Origin of the sequence: Phaeovulum sp. (genome assembly GCF_041596715.1) — a bacterium.
Classification (GTDB): domain Bacteria; phylum Pseudomonadota; class Alphaproteobacteria; order Rhodobacterales; family Rhodobacteraceae; genus UBA6213.
Genome location: NZ_JBFHIA010000030.1, coordinates 1 through 17,762, shown reverse-complemented (window position 1 = coordinate 17,762; position 17,762 = coordinate 1). Strand labels below are relative to the sequence as shown.

At 63.0% G+C, this 17,762-nt stretch carries 24 protein-coding genes; 18 read left to right on the top strand and 6 right to left on the bottom strand.

Going from position 1 to position 17,762, the window contains the following annotated elements; genetic code table 11:
• The 6 genes from ABY403_RS03690 to ABY403_RS03665 form a co-directional block, all read left to right on the top strand.
• The coding region (locus ABY403_RS03690) for a peptide deformylase (protein ID WP_372838971.1) at positions 1 to 346 on the top strand (346 nt) is incomplete at its 5' end.
• 2 nt (positions 347 to 348) lie between these two features.
• Entirely contained in the window at positions 349 to 837 is a 489-nt protein-coding gene (gene def, locus ABY403_RS03685) for a peptide deformylase (RefSeq protein ID WP_372838968.1), read from the top strand.
• The gene (gene def / locus ABY403_RS03680) at positions 834 to 1,334 is read left to right on the top strand and encodes a peptide deformylase (protein ID WP_372838965.1); all 501 of its coding nucleotides are present in this window, start codon (positions 834 to 836) and stop codon (positions 1,332 to 1,334) included. The genes def (ABY403_RS03685) and def (ABY403_RS03680) overlap by 4 nt, the downstream gene beginning before the upstream one ends.
• Before the next feature lie 145 nt (positions 1,335 to 1,479).
• The gene (fmt, locus tag ABY403_RS03675; RefSeq protein WP_372838962.1) at positions 1,480 to 2,379 is read left to right on the top strand and encodes a methionyl-tRNA formyltransferase; all 900 of its coding nucleotides are present in this window, start codon (positions 1,480 to 1,482) and stop codon (positions 2,377 to 2,379) included.
• Positions 2,380 to 2,460: 81 nt separating this feature from the next.
• Positions 2,461 to 2,700: a GlsB/YeaQ/YmgE family stress response membrane protein gene (locus ABY403_RS03670; RefSeq protein WP_372838959.1), complete on the top strand. Its 240-nt coding sequence runs from the start codon at positions 2,461 to 2,463 to the stop codon at positions 2,698 to 2,700.
• 1 nt (position 2,701) lies between these two features.
• Positions 2,702 to 3,253 carry a dihydrofolate reductase family protein gene (locus ABY403_RS03665; RefSeq protein WP_372838957.1) on the top strand — a complete coding sequence of 184 codons (552 nt, stop codon included), beginning with the start codon at positions 2,702 to 2,704 and terminating at the stop codon, positions 3,251 to 3,253.
• On the opposite strand, the gene ABY403_RS03660 is transcribed toward ABY403_RS03665, so the two are convergent.
• From ABY403_RS03660 to ABY403_RS03640, 5 genes are all read right to left on the bottom strand, one after another.
• Positions 3,211 to 3,849, bottom strand: coding sequence for a trimeric intracellular cation channel family protein (locus ABY403_RS03660; RefSeq protein ID WP_372838955.1), 639 nt, complete (start codon positions 3,847 to 3,849; stop codon positions 3,211 to 3,213). The genes ABY403_RS03665 and ABY403_RS03660 overlap by 43 nt on opposite strands.
• A complete protein-coding gene (gene rnhA, locus ABY403_RS03655; RefSeq protein WP_372838951.1) occupies positions 3,846 to 4,307 on the bottom strand; it encodes a ribonuclease HI in 462 nt (153 codons plus the stop codon). The genes ABY403_RS03660 and rnhA overlap by 4 nt, the downstream gene beginning before the upstream one ends.
• Before the next feature lie 51 nt (positions 4,308 to 4,358).
• Positions 4,359 to 5,303: a 4-hydroxy-3-methylbut-2-enyl diphosphate reductase gene (ispH, locus tag ABY403_RS03650; RefSeq protein WP_372838949.1), complete on the bottom strand. Its 945-nt coding sequence runs from the start codon at positions 5,301 to 5,303 to the stop codon at positions 4,359 to 4,361.
• Positions 5,304 to 5,363: 60 nt separating this feature from the next.
• A complete protein-coding gene (locus tag ABY403_RS03645; RefSeq protein WP_372838947.1) occupies positions 5,364 to 5,810 on the bottom strand; it encodes a YqaA family protein in 447 nt (148 codons plus the stop codon).
• A 63-nt stretch (positions 5,811 to 5,873) separates the two neighbouring features.
• Positions 5,874 to 6,446 carry an NYN domain-containing protein gene (locus ABY403_RS03640; RefSeq protein WP_372838944.1) on the bottom strand — a complete coding sequence of 191 codons (573 nt, stop codon included), beginning with the start codon at positions 6,444 to 6,446 and terminating at the stop codon, positions 5,874 to 5,876.
• Positions 6,447 to 6,595: 149 nt separating this feature from the next.
• On the opposite strand from ABY403_RS03640, the gene folK reads away from it, so the two are divergent.
• The 11 genes from folK to recO all read left to right on the top strand — a co-directional run bounded on the left by folK (position 6,596) and on the right by recO (position 15,231).
• Positions 6,596 to 7,189, top strand: a complete 594-nt coding sequence (gene folK / locus ABY403_RS03635; protein ID WP_372838941.1) for a 2-amino-4-hydroxy-6-hydroxymethyldihydropteridine diphosphokinase — start codon at positions 6,596 to 6,598, stop codon at positions 7,187 to 7,189.
• Between the two features lie 41 nt (positions 7,190 to 7,230).
• Complete coding sequence (gene rpoZ / locus ABY403_RS03630) at positions 7,231 to 7,584, top strand: DNA-directed RNA polymerase subunit omega (RefSeq protein ID WP_372838938.1); 354 nt, start codon at positions 7,231 to 7,233, stop codon at positions 7,582 to 7,584.
• 22 nt (positions 7,585 to 7,606) lie between these two features.
• Entirely contained in the window at positions 7,607 to 9,724 is a 2,118-nt protein-coding gene (locus ABY403_RS03625; RefSeq protein WP_372838936.1) for a bifunctional (p)ppGpp synthetase/guanosine-3',5'-bis(diphosphate) 3'-pyrophosphohydrolase, read from the top strand.
• Between the two features lie 29 nt (positions 9,725 to 9,753).
• The gene (locus ABY403_RS03620) at positions 9,754 to 10,407 is read left to right on the top strand and encodes a DUF2062 domain-containing protein (RefSeq protein WP_372838933.1); all 654 of its coding nucleotides are present in this window, start codon (positions 9,754 to 9,756) and stop codon (positions 10,405 to 10,407) included.
• Between the two features lie 60 nt (positions 10,408 to 10,467).
• A complete protein-coding gene (locus ABY403_RS03615) occupies positions 10,468 to 11,217 on the top strand; it encodes a pyridoxine 5'-phosphate synthase (protein ID WP_372838931.1) in 750 nt (249 codons plus the stop codon).
• Positions 11,214 to 11,615, top strand: coding sequence for a holo-ACP synthase (acpS, locus tag ABY403_RS03610; protein WP_372838928.1), 402 nt, complete (start codon positions 11,214 to 11,216; stop codon positions 11,613 to 11,615). Before ABY403_RS03615 ends, acpS begins: the two co-directional genes overlap by 4 nt.
• Before the next feature lie 57 nt (positions 11,616 to 11,672).
• Positions 11,673 to 12,455, top strand: a complete 783-nt coding sequence (lepB, locus tag ABY403_RS03605) for a signal peptidase I (RefSeq protein WP_372838925.1) — start codon at positions 11,673 to 11,675, stop codon at positions 12,453 to 12,455.
• Positions 12,452 to 13,141, top strand: coding sequence for a ribonuclease III (gene rnc, locus ABY403_RS03600; protein ID WP_372838922.1), 690 nt, complete (start codon positions 12,452 to 12,454; stop codon positions 13,139 to 13,141). The genes lepB and rnc overlap by 4 nt, the downstream gene beginning before the upstream one ends.
• Positions 13,134 to 14,045, top strand: a complete 912-nt coding sequence (gene era, locus ABY403_RS03595) for a GTPase Era (RefSeq protein WP_372838920.1) — start codon at positions 13,134 to 13,136, stop codon at positions 14,043 to 14,045. The genes rnc and era overlap by 8 nt, the downstream gene beginning before the upstream one ends.
• A complete protein-coding gene (locus ABY403_RS03590) occupies positions 14,035 to 14,376 on the top strand; it encodes a DUF1491 family protein (protein WP_372838917.1) in 342 nt (113 codons plus the stop codon). The genes era and ABY403_RS03590 overlap by 11 nt, the downstream gene beginning before the upstream one ends.
• A 111-nt stretch (positions 14,377 to 14,487) precedes the next feature.
• On the top strand, positions 14,488 to 15,231 hold the full coding sequence (gene recO / locus ABY403_RS03585) for a DNA repair protein RecO (protein WP_372838915.1): 744 nt from the start codon (positions 14,488 to 14,490) through the stop codon (positions 15,229 to 15,231).
• On the opposite strand, the gene ABY403_RS03580 is transcribed toward recO, so the two are convergent.
• A complete protein-coding gene (locus tag ABY403_RS03580) occupies positions 15,206 to 16,849 on the bottom strand; it encodes an acyl-CoA dehydrogenase family protein (protein ID WP_372838913.1) in 1,644 nt (547 codons plus the stop codon). The genes recO and ABY403_RS03580 overlap by 26 nt on opposite strands.
• Before the next feature lie 167 nt (positions 16,850 to 17,016).
• Here ABY403_RS03580 and ABY403_RS03575 point away from each other — a divergent pair.
• Positions 17,017 to 17,762, top strand: a 746-nt coding sequence (locus ABY403_RS03575) for a TSUP family transporter (protein WP_372838911.1), incomplete at its 3' end; no start/stop codon positions are given.

Below are 17,762 nucleotides of genomic sequence, written 5' to 3'. Positions count from 1 at the left end.
GGACTGCGTCAAGGATCATGCCGCCGCCCCGCAACCGATGGTGCTGATCAACCCCGAGGTGACTTGGGTCTCCGAGGCAACCAACACGTACGAGGAAGGCTGCCTTTCGGTGCCTGATCAGTTTGCCGAAGTCACCCGCCCTGCCGAGGTGCGGATGCGCTGGACGACGCTTGATGGCAAGCAGGTGGAAGAGCAGTTCGACGGGCTTTGGGCAACCTGCGTGCAGCACGAGTTCGACCATTTGAACGGCAAGATGTTCCTCGACTATCTTGGCCCGCTGAAGCGCCAGATGATCACCCGCAAGATGGAAAAGCTGAAGCGCGAGCTTGCGCGAGAAGCGCTTTGAGCGTGCTGCCCATTGTTCTTTGGCCCGACCCGCGACTGGCGCAGGTTTGCGAACCGGTGGGTGAGGTAACGCCTGCATTGCGGCAACTGGCGCGTGATATGCTTGAAACCATGTATGCCGCCCCTGGCCGTGGCCTTGCGGGGCCGCAGGTGGGCGTGATGCAGCGCATCTTCGTGATGGATGTGACGTGGAAAGAGGGCAATCCCAACCCGCAGGTGATCCTTAACCCCGAGATTGAACCTTTGGGCGACGAGGTCAGTTGCCGCGCCGAAGGCTGCCTGTCGATTCCCGGTATTCTTACCGACATAACGCGCCCCGCGCGTGTGCGGATGCGTTGGCGCGATCTGGAAGGCGAGGCGCATGAAGCCGTGTTGCAAGATTTCGCGGCCGCCTGCGCGCAGCACGAAACCGACCATCTGGACGGCATCGTAACCCTGATGCGGCTTGACCCTGCCGCACGGGCGCGCGCCGATGCGGAGTATGGCGCGTGACGGTGCGCCCATTCCTGCCCTATAGCGACCGCCGCCTGCACACATCCGCCACGCCCGTAGACACGATCAGCGAAACCGTGCGGATGATCTGGGACGACATGATCGAGACGATGGAGGCGATGCCGGGCGTAGGCCTTGCCGCGCCGCAGATCGGTATCACGCTGCGGCTGGCGGTGGTGGACGCGTCCGAGCGGCGCGGACAGGCGGTGCGCATGGCCAACCCCGAGGTGCTGCATGCCTCGGTGCAAATGCGCAGCCACGAAGAGGCAAGCCCGAACCTGCCCGGCGTCTCGGCGCTGATCGAGCGCCCGCGCGCGGTAACGGTGCGGTTTCTGAACGACGAGGGTAGCATGGAAGACCGCGATTTCGTGGGCCTTTGGGCGACCAGCGTGCAGCACCAGATCGACCATCTGAACGGCAAGTTGTTTGTCGATCATCTGAGCCCATTGCGGCGCAAGATGCTGGTGGCGAAGTCGGCAAAGCTTGCAAAGTCATAGACCGTGGCAAGCGGCGCAGGGGGCGGTGCCCCCTCGGCCCTAGGCGGGCCTCACCCCCCGGATATTTTGCCTGAAGCAGGACGGAAGGGGTTCTAGGGTCGGCGCCGTTTCGCTATAGCGGGGGCGTGCAGCGGGAGGCAGTTTCTTGAAAATCGTGTTCATGGGAACGCCCGGGTTTTCGGTGCCGGTGCTTGATGCCTTGGCAGCGCAGCACGAGGTGGTTGCGGTTTACTGCCAGCCGCCGCGCCCCGCCGGCCGGGGCAAGGCGCTGCGCCCCTCGCCCGTGCAGGCGCGCGCCGAGTCGTTGGGCCTGCCGGTGCGGCACCCGGCCAGCCTGAAGGGCGCGCCAGAGCAGGCGGAGTTTGCGGCACTAGGTGCTGATGTAGCGGTGGTGGTGGCGTATGGTTTGATCTTGCCGCCTGCCATACTGGCCGCGCCGCGGTTGGGTTGCCTGAATATCCACGCCTCGCTTTTGCCGCGCTGGCGGGGGGCTGCACCGATACAGCGCGCGATCTGGGCGGGAGATGCCGAAACCGGCGTCTGCATCATGCAGATGGAGGCAGGGCTTGATACCGGACCGGTGCTTTTGCGCGAAGCGGTGGCGATCGGCGCGGAAGAAACCAGCGCAGAGCTGCATGACCGGCTTTCGGCGCTTGGCGCGCGGCTGATCGTGGCGGCTTTGGCGCGGTTGGGGGACCTTGTGGCGGTGCCACAGCCTGCCGAGGGTGTCAGCTATGCCACGAAAATCGACAAGGCCGAGGCGCGGATCGACTGGGCGCGGCCTGCGGCCGAGACCGCGCGGCAGGTGCGCGCGCTTTCGCCGTTTCCGGGTGCGTGGTGCGAGGTAGCGGGCGAAAGGGTCAAGGTCTTGCGCGCGCGCGCCGTGGCCGGGGCAGGGGTGCCGGGTGAGGTGTTGGGCAGCGGCTTTACGGTAGCCTGCGGCGCGGGCGCGCTAGAGGTGCTTGAGGCGCAGCGAGAGGGCAAGCGCGCCATGCCTGCGGCAGAGGTGTTGAAAGGCATGGTGTTGCCGCCGCAGCTGGGCTGAGGCGCGAAGAAACACCCGCAGGGCTTGATGCTGCGCTGCCTTTGCCCCCATATCGGGTCAAAGTTCCGCGTGGAGGACCCCATGTCGATCATTGCCCTTATCATCATAGGTGCGGCAGCGGGGTTGATTGCGACCCGGCTGATGCGGATTGAGACCGACCTATTCGCCACTATCGGCATTGGTATTTTGGGCGCGTTGGTTGGCGGCGTGGTGTTGCGCGTCTTGCTGACGATCACCGGTTGGATGGCCGGTTTCGTGGGGGCGGTGCTGGGCGCTATGGTGTTGATCTGGCTTTGGAAAACTTACGGGCCGAGGCGTTGAAATGGCTATGATACGTGGCATGATGGCGGCTTCTCTGGACGGTTTTGTTGCCGATGCGGAAGGCGGCGTGGGCTGGCTTCAGCGTTTCGAGGCGGCGGATTGGGGGTATGGTGCGTTTCTGGCGGAAATCGGCACCGTGGTCATGGGCAGGCGGACCTATTCGCAGACGCTGACGCTTTCGCCCGATTGGCCCTATCCGGGCAAGCGCGCGTTGGTGGTCAGCCGCACGTTGCAGCAGCCGCTAGCGGGCGGTGCCGAGCTTTGGTCGGGCGGGTTGGCGGCGCTTGCCGCGCATCTGCGCGCGCTCAAGGGGGGTGATGTCTGGGTGCTGGGCGGGCCGATGCTGCAATCGGCATTGATCGCACTTGGCGCGCTGGATCGGTTGGAGCTGTGCGTGGTGCCGCATATTCTGGGCGGTGGCATTGCCGCATTCACCCCCGGCACACCGCCCGAGGTGCAGCCGCATCTTGCCGGGGTGCGGCAGTTGCCGCTGGGTATGGTGATGCTCGACTATCGCTTTGGCGCATCGGGGCGCGGCGGGCGCGCCTTGTAAACCGGTAGCGCCCAGCCAAAGGCAAGGCTGCCTGCGCGAAGGCCAAAGGTTACCGCTGCGCAGGCAAGCAGCGCAGGCAGGCCGGGCCAGCCAAGCGCGCCCGCGGCAAGCGCCGCCCCCGCCCCGCAGAAGGCGGCGGTCAGGTAAAGCTCGCCCTGGCGCAGCAGCAGCGGCACCTCGTTGCAGACCACATCGCGCATCAGGCCACCAAAAGAGCCGGTGGCAACACCCATGACCAGAACCGTTACCGGGCCGTAGCCCATGCCGATCGTAACCCCCACCCCCACCGGCACCGCGACCGCCAAGGCGCAGGCGTCAAGCCATAGCAGCGCGCGATAGCGGCTTTCCAGCAGGTGCGCGGAAAAGAATACAACCAGTGCCGCAAGTGCCGCGACCACGATGAATCCGGGGCGGCCGACCCAGAACACAGGGTCGCGGCCAAGCAGCAGATCGCGCAGCGTGCCACCCCCCACCGCAGTCAGGCAGGCGATGAAGATGAATCCCACAAGGTCCAGTTGCGACCGGCTTGCCACCAATGCCCCGGTCAGCGCAAAGACCGCGACCGAGGCGTATTCGAGCACCTCTAGCGGTGTCATTTTGCGCCCCCCTTGTGCGGTGCCATGCCCGCCCGCGCCAATTCATCCGCCCGCTCGTTCTCGGCGTGTCCGGCGTGGCCCTTGATCCACTTCCACACCACTTTGTGGCGCGCTTGCGCGGAGTCGAGGCGCTGCCAGAGATCGACGTTTTTCACCGGCTTGCGATCAGCAGTTTTCCAGCCGTTGCGCTTCCAGCCCGCCATCCATGTTGTGATGCCGTTCTTCACATAGGCCGAGTCGGTGGTGATTGTGATTTCGCTGTCGCGCGACAGCGCCTCGAGCGCTGCAATCGCCGCCATCAGTTCCATGCGGTTGTTGGTGGTCATTGCCTCGCCGCCCGAAAGCTCGCGCGCCTTTACCACCTTGCCGCCTTCGAGCGCGCGCATCAGCACGCCCCAGCCCCCCGGCCCCGGATTGCCGCTACAGGCGCCATCGGTCCATGCGTGAAGGTCAGCCATGTTGTTCCGGTCCAGTATTTCGGTAGCGTTAAGGGAAGAGATCCCCAAGTTTCAACTGCGCAGCACCCGCGGCACCTTGAACTCCACATCTTCGCGCGCGGTTTCCACCAATTCCAGCTTCACGCTGAAACGGTCGCGGAAGGCGTTGATGACCTGATCGACCAGCACCTCTGGTGCGCTGGCACCGGCGGTCACGCCGACGGCCGTTGGTGCCCCCAAGGCGCGCCAGTCGATATCGGAAGCCGATTGCACCAGTTGCGCATAGCCGCAGCCTGCGGCGCGGCCCACCTCGACCAAACGGCGCGAGTTTGACGAATTAGGCGCGCCGATCACTAGCAGTGCTTCGATCTTTGGTGCGATCTCGCGCACTGCGGCCTGCCGGTTGGTCGTGGCGTAGCAGATATCTTCTTTCGCGGGGCCGACGATGGTGGGAAACCGCGACTGAAGCGCTGCAATAACCGCTGCGGTATCATCCACCGAAAGCGTGGTCTGGGTGATATAGGCCAGTTGCGCGGGGTCGCGCGGGGCCAGTTTGGCTACATCTTCGACAGTTTCGACCAGCAGCACCTCGCCGGGCGGCAACTGGCCCATGGTGCCCAGCACTTCGGGGTGGCCCGCGTGCCCGATCATCACCATCTGCAAGCCTTCCTCGTGGTGGCGCGCGGCCTCGGCATGCACCTTCGAGACCAGCGGGCAGGTGGCATCGACAAAGACCATGCCACGCGCAGCCGCGGCTGCGGGCACGGATTTCGGAACGCCATGCGCGGAAAAGATCACCGGGCGGTCATCGGGGCATTCATCGAGTTCTTCGACAAAGACCGCGCCCTTGGCGCGCAAGCCTTCGACCACAAAGCGGTTGTGCACGATTTCGTGGCGCACATAGACGGGCGCGCCCCATTTCAGCAGCGCCATCTCGACGATTTTCACGGCGCGGTCTACGCCCGCGCAAAAGCCGCGCGGCGCGGCGAGGTAAAGGGTCAGCGGCGGCTTGGTCATCTCGGTCCGGTCTTTGGCATTTGGCCCACAGGTAAGGTGCGGCGGCCCGCAGGTCCAGCCCTAAGCGGGCAGACCCATCGCACGCGCGGTAAGCCATGCCAGCGCGGCGTAGCGCCCGAACTTGGCGCAACCCACCAGAATCGTGAAAATCCAGAGCGGTGTGCGCAGCACGCCTGCTACCAGCGTTGCCAGATCGCCCCCCGGTGCCCATGACAGCAAAAGCACCCATACGCCCCAGCGCCGAAACCACGTCTCGGCGCGCGCCATCTGTGCGGGCGTGGCAGGAAACCAGCGTCGCCCCTGCCAATGCCGCGCGCCGCGCCCAAGCCCGTAGGTGATGAATGACCCGAGCGTGTTGCCAATGCCCGCGACCAACACCAGCAGCCAAGGATCGATCGCCGTTGCGATTTGCGCGGTGACAAAGACCACCTCGGATTGCAGCGGAATTGGCGATGCCGCCAGCATCGCCGAAAAGAACAATCCGATCAGGGTAAGGGCGTCCTGCATGACGCCTCACATGCTGCAAGCCCGATCGCGGCGCAAGCGCCGCCGTCGAGCAAGCCCGGTAGATCAGGCTTCTGGCGGCAAATCCTCGTCGCGCTCGGCCCTAGGCTCGCGCGGTGGCCGCCCGATGACATCGCGCAGCGCATCAAGTTCGATGAAATTGTCTGCCTGCCGTCGCAGTTCGTCTGCGATCATGGGTGGCTGGCTGCGAATCGTCGAAACGACCGAGACCCGAACCCCCTGCCGTTGCAGGCTTTCCACAAGCGGGCGAAAATCGCCGTCGCCCGAAAACAACACGGCATGATCCAGTCGCGGTGCCAGCTCCATCGCATCGACCGCAAGCTCGATGTCCATGTTGCCCTTGACCTTCCGCCGACCGAGGCTGTCGGTGTATTCCTTCGCGGGCTTCGTCACCATCGCGTAGCCGTTATAGTTGAGCCAATCCACCAGCGGTCGGATCGGCGAGTATTCCTCGTTTTCCAATAGCGCTGTGTAGTAGAAGGCGCGCAAAAGCTTGCCGCGCCGCTCGAACTCTTGCCGAAGCAGTTTGTAGTCGATATCGAATCCTAGGGCTTTGGCTGCCGCGTACAGGTTCGAGCCGTCAATAAACAACGCTAGTCGCTCGTCTTTGTAAAACATATATATGTCCTTTTCCAAATTGACCGGGCAACAAAGTTGAGGGCAAACATCTTACTGGAAAAACAGACCCGACCGAAGTCCGTATCGCCTTGATAACGGAAAAGTGGTGTGAATTGATATATGTCGGAAAAGACAGTCCAGAAATTTTTTTGGCGCTTGGCGGGAATCTTGCCGGGCCTTCGGGCGATGTTGCCGCAACGCTGATTGCCGCGCTGCAAAGCCTTGCTGCACAGGGGTTTGAGATTGCGGCGGTGTCGCGCTTTTACGCAACGCCCGCGCATCCGCCCGGATCAGGGCCGAATTATGTGAACGCCTGCGCTAGGTTACATGCGAATCGGTCGCCGCTGGATGTTCTGGCCGGGTTGCATTCGGTCGAGGCGGCTTTCGGGCGTGTGCGCGGGGCGCGCTGGGCGGCGCGCGGGCTTGATCTGGATTTGCTGGCTGTCGGGCAAACCATTTTGCCCGATGCCGAGACTGAGGCAGCTTGGCGCGCGCTGACACCTGACGAGCAACTGATCCGCACACCACAAACGCTGATTCTACCGCATCCGCGCATGGCCGAGCGCGCTTTTGTACTGATTCCGCTTGCCGAAATCGCGCCGCAATGGCACCACCCAAGCCTCGGCAAGACGGTGAAAGAGCTTGTCGCGGCGCTTCCAGAGGCTGAAAAAGCCGCGATTCACCCGCTTTCCGGGCGAGTCGGGGGGGAATCACCGCTTGTCATTACTGCCTTGACCCCGTAAATAGACGCTCCACCTCCCCCCGTTCGACAATGGAGTTGCCGATGGCCCGCGTGACGGTTGAAGACTGCGTTGACAAGGTTCCGAACCGGTTCGAACTGGTCATGCTTGCTGCGCATCGCGCCCGCGAAATCCAATCCGGTGCGCCGCTCACGATCGAGCGCGACAACGACAAGAACCCTGTCGTCGCGCTGCGCGAAATCGCCGAGGAAACTCAGGCGGCCGATACGCTGAACGAGCGGCTGATCGCATCGAACCAAACCCAGATCGAGGTGGACGAGCCTGAAGAAGACCGAATGTCCATTGCCATGTCGGGCGAAAATGACCGCCCGCAAGATGACGAGATGGACGAGGCGCGGATGCTGCGGGCACTGATGGACGCTCAGGGGCGCGACTGACGCGAGGGAACAGCGGGCCGTCATGATCGATGTCGAAGACCTGATCGCGCTGGTCCGCAACTATAACCCGCGCACAAACGCCGAGCTTATCCGCACCGCCTACGATTATGGCTTGCGCATGCACGAGGGCCAGTTTCGCCACTCGGGCGAGCCCTATTTCACGCACCCCGTTGCCGTAGCCGCTATTCTTACCGAGCAGCGGCTTGACGACGACACGATCATCACCGCGCTTTTGCACGACACGATCGAGGACACGCGCTCGACCTATTCGGAAGTTGCAAAGCTGTTCGGCCCCGAGATCGCCGAACTGGTCGATGGCGTCACCAAGCTGACCAATCTGCAACTTTCGTCATCCGAAACCCGGCAGGCAGAAAACTTTCGCAAGCTGTTCATGGCGATGTCGAAAGACCTGCGGGTCATACTCGTGAAGCTTGCAGACCGGTTGCACAACATGCGCACCATCCGCAGCATGAGGCCCGAAAAGCAGGCGCAGAAGGCGCGCGAGACGATGGAGATCTATGCGCCGCTTGCCGGACGCATGGGTATGCAGTGGATGCGCGAGGAACTGGAAGACCTCGCCTTCAAGGTGCTGAACCCCGAAGCACGCAAGTCGATCATCCGCCGCTTCATCACCTTGCAGAAGGAAACCGGCGATGTGATCCCGCGCATCACCGCCGATATCCGGTTAGAGCTGGAAAAGGCGCAGATCGAAGCCGATGTTTTTGGCCGCGCCAAGCGCCCCTATTCAATCTGGCGCAAGATGCAGGAAAAGCAGCTGACCTTTTCGCGGCTTTCCGACATCTATGGTTTTCGCGTCATCACCCGATCCGAAGCTGACTGCTACGCGGTTCTGGGGCTGATCCACCAACGCTGGCGCGCGGTGCCCGAGCGGTTCAAAGACTACATCAGCCAGCCGAAATCGAATGGTTACCGCAGCATTCACACCACCGTTTCGGGCCGCGACGGCAAGCGCGTCGAGGTGCAGATCCGCACCCGTCAGATGCACGAGGTTGCCGAGGCCGGGGTCGCCGCGCACTGGTCATATCGTGACGGTGTTCTGGCGCAGAACCCCTTTGCCGTGGACCCGGCCAAGTGGATCAGCACGCTGACCGAAGGCTTCGATGAGGGCGATCACGACGAGTTCCTCGAGAACGTGAAGCTTGAGATGTACACCGATCAGGTGTTTTGCTTCACCCCCAAGGGCGACGTGGTAAAGCTGCCCAAAGGCGCCACGCCAATCGATTACGCCTATGCCATTCACACCCGCATCGGCAACTCGTGCGTCGGTGCCAAGGTCGATGGCATCCGGGTGCCGCTTTGGTCGCGCCTGAAAAACGGTCAGTCGGTCGAAATCATCATCGCCGAGGGCCAACGCCCGCAGGCGACTTGGCTAGATATCGTTGTGACGGGCCGCGCCAAGGGGGCGATCCGGCGCAGCTTGCGCGAGGCTGACCGGTCGCGTTTTGTCAAACTGGGGGCAGAGCTGGCCCGCGTGGCGTTCGAACATGTCGGGCGCAAGGTTTCCGACAAGGCGCTGCGGACTGCAGCGAAAACACTGGGCTTGCCGGATGCTGACGAATTGCTCGCCCGGCTTGGCAGCGCCGAGTTGACTGCGCGCGAGGTTATTACCGCCATCTATCCCGAACTGGCCTCGCAGCCTGCCGAAGAAGTCGATGCCCGTCGCCCGGTGGTGGGCCTTGGCGCAGACCAGACCTTTCGCCGTGCCGGGTGCTGCCAGCCGCTGCCGGGCGAACGGATCGTCGGCATCACCTACCGTGGTCTGGGTGTGGTGATTCATACCATCGACTGCCCGGCGCTGGCGGAACTGGAAGATCAGCCCGACCGCTGGGTCGATCTGCAATGGCAGGACGGGCGGCACGCGCCGGTCTATACCGTGCGCCTTGCCATGACGATCGCCAATGGCGCGGGTGTGCTTGGGCATATCTGTTCGTTGATCGGCAGCCAGAAGGCGAATATTGCCGATTTGCAGTTCATAGATCGTAAGCCTGATTTCTTTTCGCTCATCATCGAAGTCGAGTTGCGCGATGTGGAACATCTGCACACATTACTGACCGCGCTCGAGGCCGAAAGCGACGTGGCGCAGATCGAACGACACCGGGATATGGCAAGCAAGCCCTGATCGGGCGATTAGCAGAAAGGCGGCAAGCAGTGTTCAAGCGGCGCGACCGCCGAAGCTTCTGGCAGACCGCGTTCAGTTGGGTCTGGCCGCGGGGCGGTTGGAAACGCACGTTCCATTACCTGCGCCACAGGCTTGGCCGTCTGCCTGATCAGCCGCACCGCATTGCGCGCGGTGTCGCGGCGGGGACCTTTATTTCGTTTTCACCGATTTTCGGCCTGCATATGCTGGGCGCGGCGGCGATTGCGTGGCTGATGCGCGCCAATGTGATTGCGGCGCTGGCAGCGACGTTTCTGGGCAACCCGATCAGCTATCCTTTCATCGCGCTTTTCAGCATGCGGCTGGGGCACGCGATGCTGGGGCGGCACTTTGAAGGAACGATCCATACCTCTTTCTGGCGCGCCTTCGGCAATGCCTCGCGCAATTTGTGGCACAACGTCGTCGCGATCTTTACCGGCGAACCTCCGCACTGGGATGCATTGATCGTGTTTTTCGACGCGATCTTTCTGCCCTATCTTGTGGGCGGCACGGTGCTTGGCGTCGTGGCAGGTGTTACGGCATATTATCTGACATTGCCGGTGGTTTCTGCCTATCAGCACCGCCGCCGCCTGCGCATAAAGGAACGGCTCGACGCATTGAAGACCCGGCTTGCGCAACTCAACGACGAGCGCAAGGATCGCAAGTAACAGCCCATTTAAACTGCCGCTTTGCTACGCTAACCTGCCTGAAATCGAAAAGGCCTTACCATGTCCGCCCTTCCTCGTCTTCGCCTTGGCGTCAACATCGATCATGTGGCCACGCTGCGCAATGCGCGCGGCTCGGCCTACCCTGAACCACTGCGCGCGGCCTTGCTGGCCGAGGCAGCGGGTGCCGACGGTATTACCGCGCATCTGCGCGAAGACCGCCGCCACATTCGTGACGCTGATATCGCTGAACTGATGGCGCATCTTTCGCGCCCGCTGAACTTTGAAATGGCCGCGACACAGGAAATGCAGGACATCGTTCTGGCGCATCGCCCGCATGCCGTTTGCCTCGTGCCCGAACGGCGCGAGGAACGCACCACCGAAGGCGGGCTTGACGTGGCGGGCGATGAGGCGCGGCTGACCGAGTTCATCGTGCCACTGAAGGCCGCAGGCATCCGCGTTTCGTTGTTTATCGGCCACGCCCCGGCGCAAATTGCCGCCGCCGCGCGCAGTGGCGCTGCGGTGGTGGAACTGCACACAGGCGCCTATTGTGACCTGCATGCCGAAGGCCGCTTTGCCGAGCGGGACGTCGAGCTTGAGGCGCTGCGGCAGGGCGCGCGGTTGGCGCACGGACAGGGGCTAGAGGTGCACGCAGGCCACGGGCTGAACTATGAAACCGTGGCCGCGGTTGCCGCGATACCCGAGCTGCGCGAACTCAACATCGGGCATTTCCTGATAGGCGAGGCGGTGTTTGTTGGCCTTGCGCCTGCCATCGCGCAGATGCGCCGCCTGATGGACGCGGCACGGGCATGATCCTCGGCGTCGGCACCGACCTGTGCAATATCGAGCGCATCGCGGGCGTGCTGGAACGTCACGGCGACCGTTTCCGCGACCGGGTATTCACCGAGCTAGAGCAACACAAGGCCGAGACGCGCCGCGATGTGGCGGGCACCTATGCCAAACGTTGGGCCGCCAAAGAGGCGTGCTCCAAGGCGCTTGGCACCGGGCTGCGGATGGGCATTTCGTGGCGTGACATGGCGGTGCGCAATCTGCACACGGGCCAGCCGGTGATGCAACTGACCGGCTGGGCCGCCGAAAGGCTTGCCGCAATGACACCGGCCGGGCATGAGGCAATCGTGCATGTGACGCTGACCGATGACCACCCGTGGGCGCAGGCTTTCGTGGTGATCGAGGCGCGTGCGCTTGCTTGACTTGGCGACCCACGCAGCGCAAGAGGTGCGGGATTTATGAAGCAGGAGCAGGCGCAGATGTCATCCACGGCCTCCGAAGGCATAGTCGAAACGATCAAGACGGTGGTCTATGCACTGCTGATCGCGGGGGTGTTCCGCACCGTGTTCTTTCAGCCCTTCTGGATTCCCTCGGGAAGCATGAAGGATACGCTGTTGATTGGCGACTTTCTGTTCGTCAACAAAATGGCTTACGGCTACTCGCGCTATTCCTGCCCATTCGCGATGTGCCCGTTTTCGGGCCGCATCTTCTCATCCGAACCCGAGCGCGGCGACGTAGTTGTGTTCCGGCACCCAACCCATGGCGACGACCTGATCAAGCGCGTGATCGGCCTGCCGGGCGACACGGTGCAGATGAAATCGGGCGTTCTCTACATCAACGGTGACGCGGTGCAGAGCGAGCCTGCGGGCATATTCACCGAGATCAAGGAACAACAGGGACCGCAAGGTCTGGTTCCGCTTTGCGCCAACGACCCGGTGGGTCGCGGCGCGATCTGTGAAAAACCGCGCAGCATCGAAACCTTGCCGGGTGGTGCCAGCCACCCCGTGCTAAATATTTCGGAAAGTGCTGCGGGCGACAATACCGCGCTCTACACGGTGCCAGAGGGCAACTACTTCTTTATGGGCGACAACCGCGACAATTCGGGTGACAGCCGCTTTCCCGCTTCGGCAGGTGGGCTTGGCATGGTTCCTGCCGAATATCTGATCGGTCGCGCGGATCGCATCATGTTCTCTTCTGCTGGCCGCTCGCTTTTCTACTTCTGGACCTGGCGCAGCGACCGCTTCTTCAAGGCGATCGAGTGAAGCTTTCGGCTGAAATCGTTGCGTTTCAAGACAGGCTCGGCCATCGTTTCGCCGACCCTGCGCTACTGGTGCGCGCGCTGACCCATGCCTCGATTGCCAGCCCCGCCAAGCTGGACAACCAGAGATTGGAGTTTCTGGGCGACCGGGTGCTGGGTCTGGTGCTTGCCGAAACGCTGCTAGAGGCCGACACTACCGCCACGGAGGGCCAGCTTGCGCCACGCTTCAACGCGCTTGTGCGTAAAGAGGCCTGCGCTGATGTTGCGCGCCAGATCGGGCTGGGCGATGTGCTGCGGCTTGGTCGCAGCGAGATGATGTCGGGCGGGCGTCGCAAGGAAGCGGTGCTAGGAGATGCGATGGAGGCGGTGATCGCCGCGGTCTATCTTGATGCGGGCCACGAAGCTGCGCGCACCTTGGTGCGCCGCCTCTGGGGTGCGCGGGTGGGCGAAGTGGCCGAAGACGCGCGCGATGCCAAGACGAGCCTTCAGGAATGGGCGCAGGCGCGCGGCCTGCCGCCGCCAGAATACGTCGAATGTGGCCGAGACGGCCCTGACCACGCGCCGATTTTTACTATCGAGGCGCGTCTTGCCTCGGGGCAGGTCGAGCGCGCGAAAGCCGGGGCGAAACGGCAAGCAGAACAGGCAGCGGCAAAAGCTCTGCTGACGCGGATGGAGAAAAGCGATGACTGAACCCAAACGCGCTGGTTTCGTTGCCCTGATCGGCGAGCCCAATGCCGGAAAATCGACCCTGCTCAACCAGATGGTTGGGGCCAAGGTCGCGATCGTGACACATAAGGTGCAGACCACACGCGCCCGCATCCGCGGCATCTGCATGGAGGGTCAGGCGCAGATCGTCTTCGTTGACACCCCCGGCCTTTTTCGCCCGCGCCGCAGGCTCGACCGCGCCATGGTGGCCGCCGCTTGGGGCGGGGCGGCCGATGCTGACCTCGTGCTGCTGCTTATCGAGGCGCATCGCGGCCTTACCGAGGGTGTGAAGTCGGTTCTGGAAACGCTGCGCGAACGGATGGGAGAGCGCAAGGTGGCGCTGGCGATCAACAAGATCGACAAGGTCAAAGCCGAAAGCTTGCTTGCGCTGACCGAAGAAATGAACACAGCCTACCCCTTCGCCAAGACCTTCATGATTTCGGCAGAAAAGGGTTACGGCGTGGCTGATCTGCGCGCATGGCTTGCCGCAGAACTGCCCGAGGCGCCTTGGTATTACCCGGAAGATCAGATCGCCGACGTGCCGATGCGCCAGATCGCTGCCGAAATCACCCGCGAAAAGCTGACCCTTCGGCTTCATGAAGAACTGCCCTACCAATTGACCGTGGAAACCGAAAACTGGGAAGACCGCGCTGATGGTTCGACCCGCATCGATCAGGTGATCTATGTGGCGCGCGATGGCCACAAGGGCATCTTGCTCGGCCACGGCGGTGAAACGATCAAAAGCGTCAGCCAAGCTGCGCGCGCCGATATTGGCGAGTTCCTCGGCCGCACGGTGCATCTGTTCCTGCAAGTGAAGGTGCGCCCGAATTGGCTGGAGGAGCCCGCGCGCTACAGCGAGATCGGGCTGGACTTCAAGGATGGCAACTGAGCCCCGTCTCAGCGCCGATTTCTGGGTCCGCGCCTATCTCGCGCGGCTGACGCTTGCCAATATCCCCGCCTATATCACCCATAGGGGCGATGCGACCGCGGGTGCCGTGCTGATCAAATGCGCCACGCTTGACGGTCGCGCGCGTGCGTTTCAGCGCGGCTACGACCTTGCCAGCGGCGCGCGCCTGTGGACACAGCTTGCCGATGGCCCCGAACCTGAGGTAGATGCCGCCATCGCGCGCCAGCGCCGCTACGACCCGGATTTGTGGGTGATCGAGATCGAATCCCGCGAGGGGCGCACATTGCTCGATGAAGAAGGGCTTTCTAGCTAGCCGCAACTGCTTCAGCGAAATATCCTGCGGGGGTCCGGGGGCGCAAAGCCACCGGCTTCCTGCGGAAGGCGCCTCCGGCGGGGATATTTGGACTGAAGCAGCAGGATGGGTATGGACTGGCAAGACGAAGGCAGCATCCTCTCGCTTCGCCCGCATGGTGAAACCTCGGCGATCATCGAGGTCTTTACCGCCGGGCATGGCCGCCACGCGGGGGTGGTGCGCGGCGGCGCGTCGCGCAAACTTGCCGCTACCTTGCAACCGGGCAGCCGGGTGGCGGTGGCTTGGCGGGCGCGGCTGGAAGACCATCTTGGTGTCTACACTGTCGAGCCGCTGCAAAGCCGCGCCGGGGTGCTGGGCGACAGGTTGGCGCTATTGGGCCTCGGCGCGGTTGCGGCGCTTTTGCTTTTTGCGCTGCCCGAGCGAGAGCCGCATCGCGCGATCTACCTATCCAGCGAGGCGCTGCTTGATGCGCTGGCGCAACAAGCGCCCGACTGGCCGCTGGCCTATCTGCGATGGGAACTGCGGCTACTGGAAGATCTGGGCTACGGGCTCGACCTTACTCGTTGCGCGGTGACCGGAGAGCGCGAGAACCTCGTCTTTGTCAGCCCCAAAAGCGGGCGCGCGGTCAGCCGGGCCGGGGCGGGAGAATGGGAGGCGCGCCTGTTGCCCTTGCCCGCCTGCCTTCTGGGGCAAGGTGGGGCGAGTGCTGCGGAGTTGGTGCAGGGTCTGGCCACCACCGGGCATTTTCTTGAACACCGGCTGGCGCGCGATCTTGGCGGGCGGGCGCTGCCTGAGGCACGTGCACGGCTAGTAGCGGCGCTTGCACGCTTTACTCCATCAGACGCCGCGCGATGACCTGAGCCTGAATCTCGGCGGCGCCCTCGAAGATATTGAGGATGCGCGCGTCGCAAAGAATCCGACTGATCTGATATTCCAGCGCGAAACCGTTGCCGCCGTGGATTTGCAGCGCGTTGTCGGCTGAGGCCCAAGCGACGCGGGCGCCTAGCAATTTGGCCATCCCCGCTTCCAGGTCGCAGCGCTGGCCGTGATCTTTTTCCCAAGCGGCGAAATAGGTCAGCTGCCGCGCGATCATGATTTCGACCACCATCATCGCAAGTTTGTTGCCTACCCGAGGGAAGGCTATTAGCGACTGGCCGAACTGTTTGCGGTCTTGCGCGTATTTCATGCCAATCTCCACCGCGGATTGCGCCACGCCAATGGCGCGGGCGGCGGTCTGGATGCGCGCGCTTTCGAAGGTTTGCATCAGCTGTTTGAAGCCTTGCCCCGGCACCCCGCCCAACAGGTTCTCGCCCTTCACCTTGAAGCCGTCAAAGCCCAGCTCGTATTCTTTCATGCCGCGGTAGCCGAGCACCTCGATCTCGCCGCCGGTCATGCCGGGGGTCGGAAACGGATCTTCGGCGGTGCCGGGGGTCTTTTCGGCTAGAAACATGCTTAGCCCGCGCCAATCGGTGCTGGTGGGGTCGGTACGGGCCAGCAGAGTCATCACATGGGTGCGCGCGGCGTGGGTGATCCATGTCTTGTTACCGGTCACTTCCCAGTCGTCGCCCGCCTGCACCGCGCGAGTGCGCAGCGCGCCAAGGTCTGAACCGGTATTCGGTTCGGTGAAGACCGCAGTCGGCAAGATTTCACCCGAGGCGAGCGCGGGCAACCACTTTGCCTTTTGCGCCTCGGTGCCGCCGCAGAGGATGAGTTCGGCCGCGATTTCCGAGCGCGTGCCAAGCGAGCCCACACCGATATAGCCGCGTGAAAGCTCTTCTGACACCACCACCATAGATGCTTTGGAAAGCCCGAGGCCGCCAAACTCTTCGGGGATGGTTAGCCCGAACACGCCCATTTCGGCCAGTTCGGAGATGATCTCCATCGGGATCAACTCGTCACGCAGGTGCCAGCCGTGGGCATTGGGCACCACGCGGTCATCCGCGTAGCGGCGGAACTGATCGCGGATCATTTCCAACTCGTCGTCAAGCCCAGAAGCGCCGAAGGTGGCGCGGCCTTGATTGTCTTGCATCAGCGCCACAAGGCGGGCGCGGGCGGCGGGGCTGTTGGCTTCGGCAATCAGCCGGGCGGCGGCAGGGCCGGGCGCCCAAGTTTGGCCAAGCTCGGCCAAGCGCGCCACCTCGTTCTGGCTCATAGGAATGCCGCCTGCGATCTGCGCGAGATATTCGCCAAAGCCGATTTGCAGGATCAATTGCTCAATCTCGCCGAACTTGCCTTCGGCCTCTAGCCGTTCGGCCCAAGCGTGCAGTTGCGTCAGCGCTTGGCCGTAAGTCGCCAGCCACGCGAGCCCGTGCACCGCCGATTGTTCGGCATCAAGCATACGGGCGGTGATCTTGCCGCCGTCAGCAACCTTTGCCTTTACCGCGCCCGTCGCCGCAGCCACCAATGCCGAAATCTCGGGCAACGCCGCCGCTGCAAGCGAAAGCGCGTCGGGCAGGTGGGGGGCTTTGGGCATGGTGTGGGCTCCTGATGCTGCGGGTGCATCGTGCTTAGGATCTTCGCTAGCGCAGCGCAATAATAATTCACCCCAAGCGCGCAAAGCGAAGCAATCTGTCGCCGTCGATTCTGGCTGCACTGCCGCGCTGCGCGCGTTATAGCGGGAAAAAATGCGGGAGTTTTGGGATGTTCGGCTTTGAACCATGGGCCTATGGATTGGCGCTGGGCATTACTTTATTCGCGGGATTCGTAAAAGGCGCTGTCGGTTTTGCGATGCCGATGATCATGATGTCTGCCTTCGGCTCGTTTCTAAGCGCAGAGGCCGCCTTGGCGTTGCTGATCTTGCCGACCGTCACCACCAATATCGCGCAGGCTTTCCGTCAAGGCTGGCGCGCGGCTTGGGCGTCCGTGGTGAAATATCGGGTGCACATCGTGATGCTGATGATCTTCATTCCGATCTCGGCGCAGTTCGTGCGCTTTATTCCGCAGGCTTGGATGTATGGGCTGCTCGGGGCGCCGATCACCGCTTTTGCGGCGCTGCAACTGGCCGGGCGCAATCTGGCAATCGCGATAAGGCATCGCACCCGTGTCGAAGCTGGGTTGGGGGTTGTTGGTGGGCTTTACGGCGGCATTTCCGGAATCTGGGGGCCGCCGCTGATTGTCTATCTGCTCTCGATCAGAGCCAATAAGGAAGAGACGGTCAGGGTGCAGGGTGTGGTGTTTCTGATTGGCGCGATCGTTCTGTTGGGGTCGCACATGACCTCGGGCGTGTTGAACGCGCAGACGCTGCCTGCCTCGGCGCTGATGGTGGTGCCGGCGATGATAGGCATGTGGATCGGGTTCAAGGCGCAGGACCTGCTTGATCCGGTGCGTTTTCGGCGCTGGACGCTTGTGTTGCTTGCGCTGACCGGGCTCAATCTGGTTCGTCGCGC

Coding starts and splice junctions, on each gene's coding strand:
- ABY403_RS03645 (WP_372838947.1), bottom strand. CDS start 5,810: ATGCAGGACGCCCTTACCCTGATCGGATTGTTCTTTTCGGCGATGCTG.
- ABY403_RS03590 (WP_372838917.1), top strand. CDS start 14,035: ATGGCAACTGAGCCCCGTCTCAGCGCCGATTTCTGGGTCCGCGCCTAT.
- ABY403_RS03580 (WP_372838913.1), bottom strand. CDS start 16,849: ATGCCCAAAGCCCCCCACCTGCCCGACGCGCTTTCGCTTGCAGCGGCG.
- ABY403_RS03625 (WP_372838936.1), top strand. CDS start 7,607: ATGATCGATGTCGAAGACCTGATCGCGCTGGTCCGCAACTATAACCCG.
- lepB (WP_372838925.1), top strand. CDS start 11,673: ATGTCATCCACGGCCTCCGAAGGCATAGTCGAAACGATCAAGACGGTG.
- ABY403_RS03660 (WP_372838955.1), bottom strand. CDS start 3,849: ATGACACCGCTAGAGGTGCTCGAATACGCCTCGGTCGCGGTCTTTGCG.
- rnhA (WP_372838951.1), bottom strand. CDS start 4,307: ATGGCTGACCTTCACGCATGGACCGATGGCGCCTGTAGCGGCAATCCG.
- ABY403_RS03670 (WP_372838959.1), top strand. CDS start 2,461: ATGTCGATCATTGCCCTTATCATCATAGGTGCGGCAGCGGGGTTGATT.
- ABY403_RS03665 (WP_372838957.1), top strand. CDS start 2,702: ATGGCTATGATACGTGGCATGATGGCGGCTTCTCTGGACGGTTTTGTT.
- rpoZ (WP_372838938.1), top strand. CDS start 7,231: ATGGCCCGCGTGACGGTTGAAGACTGCGTTGACAAGGTTCCGAACCGG.
- era (WP_372838920.1), top strand. CDS start 13,134: ATGACTGAACCCAAACGCGCTGGTTTCGTTGCCCTGATCGGCGAGCCC.
- acpS (WP_372838928.1), top strand. CDS start 11,214: ATGATCCTCGGCGTCGGCACCGACCTGTGCAATATCGAGCGCATCGCG.
- ABY403_RS03640 (WP_372838944.1), bottom strand. CDS start 6,446: ATGTTTTACAAAGACGAGCGACTAGCGTTGTTTATTGACGGCTCGAAC.
- ispH (WP_372838949.1), bottom strand. CDS start 5,303: ATGACCAAGCCGCCGCTGACCCTTTACCTCGCCGCGCCGCGCGGCTTT.
- ABY403_RS03615 (WP_372838931.1), top strand. CDS start 10,468: ATGTCCGCCCTTCCTCGTCTTCGCCTTGGCGTCAACATCGATCATGTG.
- recO (WP_372838915.1), top strand. CDS start 14,488: ATGGACTGGCAAGACGAAGGCAGCATCCTCTCGCTTCGCCCGCATGGT.